9 protein-coding genes are annotated in these 10,212 nt (G+C 49.6%); 5 read left to right on the top strand and 4 right to left on the bottom strand.

What is annotated here, in order from left to right:
* Positions 1 to 21: 21 nt before the first annotated feature.
* The 3 genes from ACY0JR_RS12550 to ACY0JR_RS12540 all read right to left on the bottom strand — a co-directional run bounded on the left by ACY0JR_RS12550 (position 22) and on the right by ACY0JR_RS12540 (position 3,234).
* On the bottom strand, positions 22 to 444 hold the full coding sequence (locus tag ACY0JR_RS12550) for a hypothetical protein (RefSeq protein WP_462634442.1): 423 nt from the start codon (positions 442 to 444) through the stop codon (positions 22 to 24).
* Positions 445 to 528: 84 nt separating this feature from the next.
* Positions 529 to 1,194 (bottom strand): hypothetical protein, encoded by a 666-nt coding sequence (locus ACY0JR_RS12545; protein ID WP_462634441.1) that lies wholly within the window; start codon positions 1,192 to 1,194, stop codon positions 529 to 531.
* A gap of 573 nt (positions 1,195 to 1,767) precedes the next feature.
* Positions 1,768 to 3,234 (bottom strand): tyrosine-type recombinase/integrase, encoded by a 1,467-nt coding sequence (locus ACY0JR_RS12540; protein WP_462634440.1) that lies wholly within the window; start codon positions 3,232 to 3,234, stop codon positions 1,768 to 1,770.
* A 91-nt stretch (positions 3,235 to 3,325) separates the two neighbouring features.
* Here ACY0JR_RS12540 and ACY0JR_RS12535 point away from each other — a divergent pair, with 91 nt between their 5' ends.
* Positions 3,326 to 3,718, top strand: coding sequence for a hypothetical protein (locus tag ACY0JR_RS12535; RefSeq protein ID WP_462634439.1), 393 nt, complete (start codon positions 3,326 to 3,328; stop codon positions 3,716 to 3,718).
* A gap of 149 nt (positions 3,719 to 3,867) precedes the next feature.
* Here the strand turns inward: ACY0JR_RS12535 and ACY0JR_RS12530 are convergent, their stop codons facing one another.
* On the bottom strand, positions 3,868 to 5,415 hold the full coding sequence (locus ACY0JR_RS12530; protein WP_462634438.1) for a hypothetical protein: 1,548 nt from the start codon (positions 5,413 to 5,415) through the stop codon (positions 3,868 to 3,870).
* Between the two features lie 147 nt (positions 5,416 to 5,562).
* On the opposite strand from ACY0JR_RS12530, the gene ACY0JR_RS12525 reads away from it, so the two are divergent.
* The 4 genes from ACY0JR_RS12525 (at position 5,563) to leuB (ending at position 9,945) form a co-directional block, all read left to right on the top strand.
* Positions 5,563 to 6,729 (top strand): 2-isopropylmalate synthase, encoded by a 1,167-nt coding sequence (locus ACY0JR_RS12525; RefSeq protein ID WP_462634437.1) that lies wholly within the window; start codon positions 5,563 to 5,565, stop codon positions 6,727 to 6,729.
* 116 nt (positions 6,730 to 6,845) lie between these two features.
* Positions 6,846 to 8,243, top strand: coding sequence for a 3-isopropylmalate dehydratase large subunit (gene leuC, locus ACY0JR_RS12520; protein ID WP_462634436.1), 1,398 nt, complete (start codon positions 6,846 to 6,848; stop codon positions 8,241 to 8,243).
* On the top strand, positions 8,243 to 8,839 hold the full coding sequence (leuD, locus tag ACY0JR_RS12515) for a 3-isopropylmalate dehydratase small subunit (RefSeq protein ID WP_462634435.1): 597 nt from the start codon (positions 8,243 to 8,245) through the stop codon (positions 8,837 to 8,839). The genes leuC and leuD overlap by 1 nt, the downstream gene beginning before the upstream one ends.
* Positions 8,827 to 9,945 carry a 3-isopropylmalate dehydrogenase gene (gene leuB, locus ACY0JR_RS12510; protein ID WP_462634434.1) on the top strand — a complete coding sequence of 373 codons (1,119 nt, stop codon included), beginning with the start codon at positions 8,827 to 8,829 and terminating at the stop codon, positions 9,943 to 9,945. Before leuD ends, leuB begins: the two co-directional genes overlap by 13 nt.
* Positions 9,946 to 10,212: the final 267 nt, after the last annotated feature.

Genomic DNA, 10,212 nt, shown 5'->3' with positions numbered 1-10,212 from the left:
CATTGTTAGCCAAAGTTCTTTTTACTTTTTCTTGAATATTATGAATTGCTTTAAAACAGGGCCAAAGTAGTTCTTGTCAAGTGATATTGTTCTAATGTCCAGTTCAATTTTATCTTCTATTGGGTTGTCCCATTCTCCTTCCCAGCAGCAGTAGAGTTCTAAATCTTCCTTGTCAGTCCGCTCATTTATAAATTCCAGTAGCTTAGTCGGCGACTTTTTGTTGTCCTGCTCATCTGGATTATCGAATTCTTCCGAGTCGAATACCAATCCACATGAACAATTTGTGTCTGAACCGACATAATAGAGGAATGGGTTCTTAAACTTTGGTCGAATACCTTTTTCTTCCTCTTCTGATAGCTCCTCAAAGTAAATGTCCGTTTCATTGGGCACGAATTTGCCTACTTCTTGCTTCTCTGTCGTGCCTATGTAAACGGAATAACACATCTCTTTTATTTCTATGAATTTTGGCTAACGTCTAGTGCATGAGGCGTGCAAGGCCGTCGGCCGTAGCATGGCTTATGCACCTTGTTATGGGTTAGTTTTTGTTTCGGTTCTTTTCTCTTTGCCGATTAGGATTTCCCCGTTCTCCTGCACTTTCCCGCTCTTTCTGATAACAATCAACTCTCCGCTGTTGGGAATGGGATTGCCAAGCGTGTCGCAAGAGTATTCGTATCGGATGCTATCTACGCTGAGGATTGAAAGGTCTTTCTTTATTATTCCTGTCATTGTACATTCAACCAGTCCGCAATCCGAGCCGCATGCGCCATTTATTAGGTCTTTTTGCCCAATAAGTTTCCCTTCTTTGGTATAAGTCGCTAAAACGGGGTAATGCTCTGAGGCGGGTTGCAGGAAAATCAAGGCGTAGAAACTGGAAGTGTCCGAGAGCATTCCCAAACAGTAGGTTTCATCGAAGAATTCTGCCTTCGCAAACAAAGTATCAATCGAGTTCTTGTCCAGTTTCTGCAAGCCATTGTAATCCGCACTAGTTTCGCTAGTTTCCCTGAAGACGTATGGAAGCCCAATAGTGCTGAACTTCTTTAAGAATTCCCTGAAGAGTTCTGTGTTTGTCGTAGAAGTATTTTTTGAATGTATATCGCCTGTTTTTGCCTCAACTGATATTGTGCTCTTATCATTATCGCTTCTGCCACAAGATGCAGCCACCAAAACTAAAAGCGCAAAGATTATTTTTTTCATTTTTATAAATTACCCATAACGGCCTCGTGTAAACGACGGCGACGGCCGTCGGCCTAGCTGACGTTTATACAATGTTAGCCAAAGTTTTTCTTCTTTTATTCTGCTGCTTTTTCTGTTTTTGGCCTGTTTTTCTGAAATAAGCCCCAAAACAGCTTCTCGGAGAATTCTATTTTGTCCGTCCGTTTTTGGCTTCATTTACGAAAACGAGGCCGAAAACGCGTTCAGGAAGTCGGACTGCACGCGTTGCAGATAAATTCTTCCTGCTCAAACGCAACGTCAATTCCTCTTCTGCTGATTAAAGTCGGGCGGCGTTCCCAACATTTGAGAAGCTAACTCAAACTTTTCCCAGATTTTTTTCTTTCCCGCTTTTGCTACTCTTGCCGATAATTTTTTCTGCAAAGCGAGAAGAGCGGTTCTTCATGTTTTAAATTTTGGCTAACTATTGTATATACGTACCACTTACGTTTATCGGCACTATGTGCGTAGGTGGAAATGGTGCTTTTTGGCAAGCCGTGTGTTTGATACAGGTTTTCGGCTAGTAGAGCTGCGGCATATTTCCAAGGTAAGTAAATTTTATAAACTGTCAAGCGGACTAGTGATTTTGTCTAGGGCGTAGGAGGTGACATGGGTGTATAGCTCGGTGGTTTTGCTGGACTTGTGGCCTAGCAAGGTCTGGATGTAACGCAGATCCGTTCCCTGTTCCAGCAAGTGGGTGGCGAAGGAATGTCTTAGTGTGTGGGGAGTGGCCTTCGTCTTAATGCCTGCTTTCTCCATAGCCAGTTTAAACACATTTCTGGTGCTTTCTACGGTGTACTGGCCTCCAAACTGTCCCTCAAAGAGCCATTCCTTCGGCCGATAGGCCTTGTAGTATTGTCTCAGGCTTTCCAGAAGCCGCTGCGAAAGGAGGGTAGTCCTGTCTTTTTTGCCCTTGCCGCCCCTAATCAGCAGGAGGTTGCGGGCAGACTGAATGTCAGTGAGCTTGAGATTGATGACTTCTCCTATCCTGAGGCCTCCGGAATAGAGCAGTTGCAACAGGCACCTGTGTTTCAGGTTGGCTGTGGTGGAGAGTAACCTGGCCACCTCCTGCCTGCTCAGCACCTGCGGCAGCCGGTCTGGTTTCTCGGGCCGCTCCACGCCCCGCAACTGCACCTCTGGCCTGCACAGCACGCGCTGGTAGTAGAACTTGATAGCGTTAATGCTCTGGTTCACGAAAGAGCAGGAATAAGTACTGGTTTGTACCATTACACGATGGTAGGCGTTCATTTCCTCCTCCGTAAAAGCGTTTATAGCCGCCAGGTCTTTGCCCACATAGCTGTTCATGAAACGCACCAGCAGGCTATGGTAGGTTCTAATAGTGTTCAAAGAGTAGTTGAGCAGGAACAGCTTCTCCAGGTAGGGTAGGGGGCAGCTCAGGAAACCAGTGTTTTTTTGGTAGGTCTGTTCCCAGAGTTGGCGCAGGAGACTTACATCCTTTACGTGCAGGCCCTGGTCTAACCAAAGAAAAGCCTGTCCTTCCAGCGCTAGCTGTAGGTTCTTAAGGCTTTCATGGCCGTTCACCAGAACAAAGCATCTGAGGGCCGGAAGCCAGCGTACTGCCGGGCAGGCTTTCAGGAGGGAATAAAGAGGAATAGAGTATTTAAAGAAAAGGGCAAGTACTGTTTGGCCGTCATCTAGTTGCAGAGGTTGTACCTTAATGACCGGTGCGTCTTCGGTTTTCTGCAGAGGGGTAGGAGCCGGACCAGATGCCAGTACCGCGGTGGTGCCGGTGGGGCTTAGCCGTTTGGCACGATAAAGGTAGCGGGTGTTTACCAGGGCCAATCCTTTGAAATGGGTATGCGTCTGCTCAATAGCCTGCGGCGTGAAATGCATCACAAAGCACTTGTAAATAGTGCTGTATTTAATCCAGGGCGCTTCTTTGAGGCGTTTGGTGATGAAAGGCATACCCTTGTACCATATCTTGATGAATTTTCTGCCCTCGTGCTCCAGGGTATTAAGAAAAAGAATGGGCTGGGTGGGCTGGTGTACGCTTGGCTTTCTCATGCCCTTAAACTACGAGTATTCAGTATCTTAGCCGTTTATTACACGTATAGATACGCAACTATACGTAAACTTACGGATAACTACCATTGCCATGGCAGACAAAGAAAAAACCTGCGCACAATGCGGCAAAGCCATGACAGGCCGGGCAGACAAACGGTTCTGTTCTGACCAATGCCGGGCCACGGCTGCCAACGTGCGTAAACTCACCGAGGAGGGCGAGCTGCTCATCAGGAATGTCAATAGAGTGTTGCGGCGCAACCGACAGCTATTACGGCAGGCAAGCCCGGTGGGCAAGACTACCATCCGGCGGCAGGTTTTGTCTTTGGCTGGTTTCAACTTCCACTATTTCACCCATATTTACCGTACCAAGCAGGGAAATCACTACTATTTCTGTTATGACTACGGGTATCTTTTGCTGCCTCAGGAAGATAAAGTGCTAATAGTAAACTGGCAGCAGTACATGGAGCCTACAGAAACTGCCTAATTCGCCCTTACAAGCACCATGCCTTCGCTCAAGCTAGCAGTAAACCCAAAAAACAGGAAGCAGGCGGCAAAGGGAAGGAAATTGATATGCCAGTAAGAAACTAATCTATTTCAAGCCCGATTTCCCCAAACCGGCCCTGAAACGTCTCCTTACTTCAACCTGCCGTGCTTACGGCGCATGATATCCTGCACGGGCACGTTCTCAATCTTACTTTCCAGCCAGGAGATAATATCCAGGTAGAGGAAGGGCCGACGCTCAAAGGGGTTCTGGGAGATGGCGATGAGCTTTTCTTTGAGGTTGCTAAACGCCTCCTTCACCTGGTAAGGCGCAATGTTGCCCACGGTGCGCAGAAACTTGAAAATCTCTACCTGCATTTGCTGTTGGTTGTCCATTTTACCCAGGAAATGATACACCGTCCTGATCTGGTAATCCAGGGTGTCGTCATCGTAACCGGCCTCATAGTGGGCAATCAGGTTCAGGATACGGGCGAAGCACTGCAGATCCTCACGCAGGCTGGTGTTGCGGTGATGAATGACCTTGTTCAGGTACTCAATGGCTTTCTTGAAATCGCCGGAGCCAAAGTATAGACTGGCTATTTTGTAGTAGAACACCAACATGCGGTGCGGGTCTAGCTGCGCCTGAAACCCTTCCAGGTTCTTCAACACGCCCGGAATCACCTGCAGTCCCTCGGTGAATTTGCCCTCCAGAAAGTAGGCGTTTATCTTGTTCGTGTAAATGTAGAGGAACAGCATTGTTTCCACGTTGGGGTTAGTCCGTCGCGAAGTATCGGCCGCGTACTCCTCCAGTTGCTGTAGTACCCGGGAAAATTTAGAGTAGTACAGCAGGTTGTAGAGTGAGTTGAGCAGGTTGTGCATGCCTTTGATGTAGAGCACGGGCCGCCGTTCCTTCATGTGCGGGTACTCGTCAAACAAATCCACCCACTTCTGCGCGTACCGGTAACAGGCCTTAAAATCCTGAATCATGAGGTAATACCATACATGCGACTGGTGGTAGTACAGTTTCTCATAAAATCCGGCTTGCCGAAAGTCTATTTTAGGCAGATTTTCCTGAAAGAAGCCCGAAATGTAATCATAGTCCTCCTGGTTTCGGGCCAGGCCCACTTTCAGGTACAGTCCGTAGAGGCGCAAGGCCACGTTGGAAAGCTGGTGCATCTGGGAAAGGTGCGAAGAGAGCGCGGTGGCTTCTTGGCTTAAATCCTCAGCCCGGCCCTGCAAGCTGCGCGTGATGTATTGAGACTCTATTAATTTCTCAAAGTCCAAGGCCGTGAGCGCGATGTGGGGCAACTCATATTCCAGCGCCGTCACTTTCACCTTTTCCAGCATTTTCAGGCTCTGCTGGTAGAAGCCCTTGTTGTACAATACCCGCGCGTAGTCCAGCTGCTCGTGCAATTGAATGTCCAGGTTTTGGGGCGAGTGGAACGCCCGAAGACTGGAAAGCAGGTGTTTGTAGAGGTTGTTCTTCAAATTAGCCAACTGCGCCTTCTTAATGCTGGGCACCTGCTTCAGAATCTGGGCCTCGTTCAAGGTTTCCTGCTGGTCCAGCGCGTCAAACAATTGCAGGAACTTGAGGTCTTCACTAGAGTTGCTTCGGTTAGTAAAAAGCCGGAAGTGCCGCTTTTCCGAAGGGGTTAAAGATTTTATCAGCTGAAAAATAGGGTCAATATTTTGGTTAGGCATTGTAATTAAAAAGATGTTAAAATATTGATTTTCAGTATGATGTATATTTAAATCGAGGCGTTAGAAATAGTAGAAGAGGCAAAAATAGTTTTTCGGTTCCGTATTAGTACGCGCTTCTTTGTATCAGAACAAGTAGCCAAATAAACGATGTCAGCCCAGAAGATACAAATATTTGATACAACGCTGCGCGATGGGGAACAAGTACCCGGGTGCAAATTGAACATGGAAGAGAAGTTGGTCATTGCGCGGCAACTGGAACTTCTGGGGGTAAACGTGATTGAGGCGGGCTTCGCGGTTTCCAGCCCCGGCGACTTCGCCGCCATCCAGGCCATTGCGGCCCAAACCAAGGAAGCCACCGTGTGCGGACTTTCCCGCGCCGTGGAAAATGACATCAAGGTGGCCGCCGAGGCGCTGAAACTGGCCCGTTATCCCAGAATCCACACCGGCATTGGTACGTCAGAATCACACGTGAAATTCAAGTTGCGCACTACGCAGGCAGATGTAATTGAGCGCGCCGTCTGGGCCGTGAAATACGCCAAAAGCTTTGTGGAAGACGTGGAATTCTACGCCGAAGACGCCGGCCGCACCGATAACGAGTTCCTGGCCATGGTCTGCGAAGCGGTTATCAAAGCCGGCGCAACCGTGCTGAATATCCCAGACACTACCGGCTATTGCCTGCCCGAGGAATACGGGGCGAAAATCAAATATCTGTATGAAAACGTGCGCGGCGTGCAGAACGTGACGCTGTCTACACATTGCCACAATGACCTGGGTTTGGCTACGGCTAACTCCATTGCGGGCGTGGTGAATGGTGCGCGCCAGATAGAATGCACCATCAATGGGGTAGGGGAGCGCGCAGGGAACACGGCCCTGGAGGAAGTCGTGATGATTCTCCGGCAGCACCCGTACCTGAACCTTGACACCAGCGTGAACACCCGCTTGCTCACCGAAACCTCGCACCTGGTGTCGCACATGATGCGCATGCACGTGCAGCCTAACAAAGCCATTGTGGGCGCTAACGCGTTCGCGCACTCCAGCGGCATTCACCAGGACGGCGTGATCAAGCACCGCGAAACCTATGAGATCATCGACCCCAAAGAAGTAGGCGCCGAAGATTCTTCCATTGTGTTAACCGCCCGCTCCGGCCGCGCTGCCCTGGCGTACCGCATGCAGAAGCTGGGCTACGAGCTGGAAAAATCGTCTTTAGACAAAGCGTACGCCGCCTTCTTAGAGGTAGCCGATAGAAAAAAAGAAGTAGTAGACGAAGACCTCCATTTGATGGTGGAGCAGGATAACCTGGTTTCGGCTAACTAAGCAGAATAAATAGTAATTGTCATCCTGAAAGGAACTTGTGGGCGAGCGGTAGAAACGAAAGATAGAGGGAATAGCACGTGCCCAACCAGGTTGCAAATAGAGAACACAACACAACAATGGCAAAGACATTATTAGATAAGATTTGGGACGCCCACGTAGTGAAGTCCATTCCGGGGGCGGGATTAGATGTGTTTTACATTGACAAACACCTGATACATGAAGTTACCAGCCCGCAGGCCTTTGACGAGATTGAAGCGCGTGGATTGCCATTGTTCCGCAAAGAGCAGATGGTGGCTACCGCCGACCATAACGTACCCACCAAAAACCAGCATCTGCCTATTCAGGAACCGCTTTCCCGTTTCCAGGTAGATAAGCTAACCGAGAACTGCGCCAAGCACAACATTGAACTGTACGGCCTAGGTCACCAGCACCAAGGCATCGTGCACGTCATCGGTCCGGAACTGGGCTTAACCCAACCCGGCATGACCATTGTGTGCGGCGACAGTCATACGTCTACCCACGGGGCTTTCGGAGCTATTGCTTTTGGAATTGGTACGAGCCAGGTGGCGCAGGTAATGGCCTCCCAGACCTTGCTGCTGAGCAAACCAAAAAGCATGCGCATCACGGTAGAAGGAGCGGTAAAACCAGGCGTAACTGCCAAAGACATCATCCTGTACGTGATCTCCAAACTTGGTACCGGTGGTGCCACCGGCTACTTTGTGGAATACGCCGGTAGCGCGTTCCGGGCGTTGAGCATGGAAGGCCGTATGACGGTCTGCAACATGAGCATTGAAATGGGAGCCCGCGGCGGCATGATTGCCCCGGACCAAACCACGTTTGACTACCTGAAAGGTCGTCCTTTCGCGCCACAGGGCGAGCGTTGGGAGCAAGCCGTTACCTACTGGTCTACCTTGTTCACCGAGGAATGCGCTACGTTTGAGAAGGAATACACTTTCAATGCGCAGGATATCGCCCCCATGATTACGTTTGGCACCAACCCAGGTATGGGCATGGCCATTGACGCGCTAATCCCCACCGATGTTCCGGTAAGTGAGCAGGCCAGCTATAGCAAGTCTTTGAACTACATGGGCTTTGCACCAGGTGAGTCGTTGCTGGGCAAGCAGATAAATTACGTGTTCATCGGGTCCTGCACCAACTCTCGCATTGAGGATTTGCGCCAAGTAGCCAAGTATGTGCAGGGTAAACAAAAAGCGCCGCACGTGGAGGCCATCATTGTACCGGGTTCTAAATTGGTTGAAAAGCAAGCCATTGAAGAAGGCATTGATAAAGTGTTGTCGGCCGCTGGGTTTGAACTAAGAGAGCCAGGTTGCAGCGCCTGTCTGGCCATGAACGAAGACAAGATTCCGGCGGGTGCTTACTGCGTTTCTACCTCTAACCGCAACTTTGAAGGCCGCCAAGGACCCGGTTCCCGCACCTTATTGGCCAGTCCGCTGGTAGCCGCCATCACAGCCGTGGAAGGAAAGATTGTGGACATCACCCAATACCTGAACTAATGGAAAAGTTTGAGATACTGAAATCAACGGCAGTTCCGCTCCCGATTGAGAACATAGACACTGACCAGATTATCCCGGCCCGCTTTTTAAAGGCCACTTCGCGCGAAGGCTTTGGCGAGAACCTGTTCCGTGATTGGCGCTTTGACAACGCAGGTCAGCCAAAAGCAGATTTCGTGCTGAACAATGGGCGTTACAGCGGACAGATTCTGGTAGCCGGTAAGAACTTCGGGTGCGGTTCCAGCCGGGAGCATGCTGCCTGGGCCATCCATGATGCCGGGTTCAAAGTAGTGATTTCCAGTTTCTTCGCAGATATCTTCAAAGGCAATGCCTTGAACAATGGTTTGTTGCCGCTGCAGGTGAGTGATGACGTGCTGGAAAGATTGTTTGCCCAGATTGAGCAAGACCCACAAACCACGTTAGTGGTGAACCTGGTGAACCAGGAATTAGAAGTGCCGGTGTGGGAAGAGCGCGTACCGTTTGCCATTGACGCCTACAAGAAAGAATGCATGATCAATGGCTATGATGACATTGATTTTTTAGTAAACCAGAAAGAAGCGATAGAAAACTACGAAAGGAGCAGACCATGGGCGTATTAACGAAAAGAATTGCCGTATTACCCGGCGACGGAATTGGACCGGAAGTTTGTACCGAAGCAATCAAAGTATTAGAGGCCGTTTCTGAGCGTTTTGGGCACCAGTTTGAACTGGATGTGCAGTTAATGGGGGCCTGCGCCATTGACGCTACTGGTGATCCATTACCGGAGTCCACGCTTCAAGCTTGCTTTGAGGCTGATGCTATCTTGTTAGGTGCTATTGGTGACCCTAAATATGACAACAATCCCGCCGCTAAAGTACGTCCGGAGCAAGGTTTGTTGCGCCTGAGAAAGTCTTTGGGCTTGTTCGCCAATATCCGTCCGGTAACGGCTTACGATGTATTGCTGGCGCATTCTCCTTTGAAAGCAGACCGTATCAAAGGCGCAGATATGCTCATTTATCGTGAACTGACCGGCGGCATCTACTTCGGGGAGAAAGGCCGTACCGCAGATGGCGCCTACGACAACTGCTTTTACTCCAAAGAAGAAATTGTGCGCATCGCACACCTGGCGTTCCAGTCCGCTACTACCCGCCGCAATAAACTGACGCTGGTAGACAAAGCCAACGTGCTGGAAACCTCCCGTCTGTGGCGCGAAGTAGTACAGCAGATAGCCCCAGAATACCCAAGTGTGGTCGTCGATTACCTGTTCGTGGACAACGCCGCCATGCAGATGATTTTGAACCCGAAACAGTTTGATGTAATCCTGACGGAAAACATGTTTGGGGACATCATCTCAGACGAAGCCTCTGTAATTGCCGGTTCCTTAGGCTTGTTGCCTTCGGCGTCAGTAGGAGAGACGGCCGCGTTGTTTGAGCCTATCCATGGTTCTTATCCTCAGGCCAAAGGAAAAAGCATTGCTAACCCTATCGCCACCATTCTTTCGGTGGCCATGATGCTGGAGCATTTCGGGATGCTGGATGAGGCAGCCCTAGTGAAAGAGGCCGTGGATTACACCTTAGACAAAAACGTGCTGACCCCTGAACTCAGAGCTGACCATCCTTTTACCACCGAGCAAGTTGGCGCTTTCATTGCCAACTATGTGCAGGAAGGCGGGGAGAGTTTCCGGCACTTGAAGAACATTGAAATAGGCATAAGCACTATCATCTAAAAGAACGTTTTTCAGGCTTATTTCTAGAAAACAAGCTTAAAACAGAAAAGCGTCAACTGGTTCAACTGGCGCGAGTCTCCAGACTCGCCGGGAACCACAAACGGATGATAAAAAAGTGGAGTCTGGAGACTCCACTCATCCCATGTCACGAGTCCAGAGACTCGCGCCAGAGATGAAATGGATAAAGTGTTTTAGGCCTGTTTCTTAGAAAACAGGCTTAAAACAGTAACAAGATTGAGAACCGCCCACATGCGACACCGATTTAGT

It is taken from the genome of Rufibacter sp. JT3400010, assembly GCF_054956755.1.
This window is presented reverse-complemented; position numbering and strand designations above follow the sequence as displayed.

Excerpts from the sequence above, each read along its gene's own strand:
- ACY0JR_RS12540 (WP_462634440.1), bottom strand. The coding sequence starts at position 3,234 with ATGAGAAAGCCAAGCGTACACCAGCCCACCCAGCCCATTCTTTTTCTT.
- ACY0JR_RS12550 (WP_462634442.1), bottom strand. The coding sequence starts at position 444 with ATGTGTTATTCCGTTTACATAGGCACGACAGAGAAGCAAGAAGTAGGC.
- leuB (WP_462634434.1), top strand. The coding sequence starts at position 8,827 with ATGGGCGTATTAACGAAAAGAATTGCCGTATTACCCGGCGACGGAATT.
- leuC (WP_462634436.1), top strand. The coding sequence starts at position 6,846 with ATGGCAAAGACATTATTAGATAAGATTTGGGACGCCCACGTAGTGAAG.
- ACY0JR_RS12545 (WP_462634441.1), bottom strand. The coding sequence starts at position 1,194 with ATGAAAAAAATAATCTTTGCGCTTTTAGTTTTGGTGGCTGCATCTTGT.
- ACY0JR_RS12525 (WP_462634437.1), top strand. The coding sequence starts at position 5,563 with ATGTCAGCCCAGAAGATACAAATATTTGATACAACGCTGCGCGATGGG.
- ACY0JR_RS12535 (WP_462634439.1), top strand. The coding sequence starts at position 3,326 with ATGGCAGACAAAGAAAAAACCTGCGCACAATGCGGCAAAGCCATGACA.
- leuD (WP_462634435.1), top strand. The coding sequence starts at position 8,243 with ATGGAAAAGTTTGAGATACTGAAATCAACGGCAGTTCCGCTCCCGATT.
- ACY0JR_RS12530 (WP_462634438.1), bottom strand. The coding sequence starts at position 5,415 with ATGCCTAACCAAAATATTGACCCTATTTTTCAGCTGATAAAATCTTTA.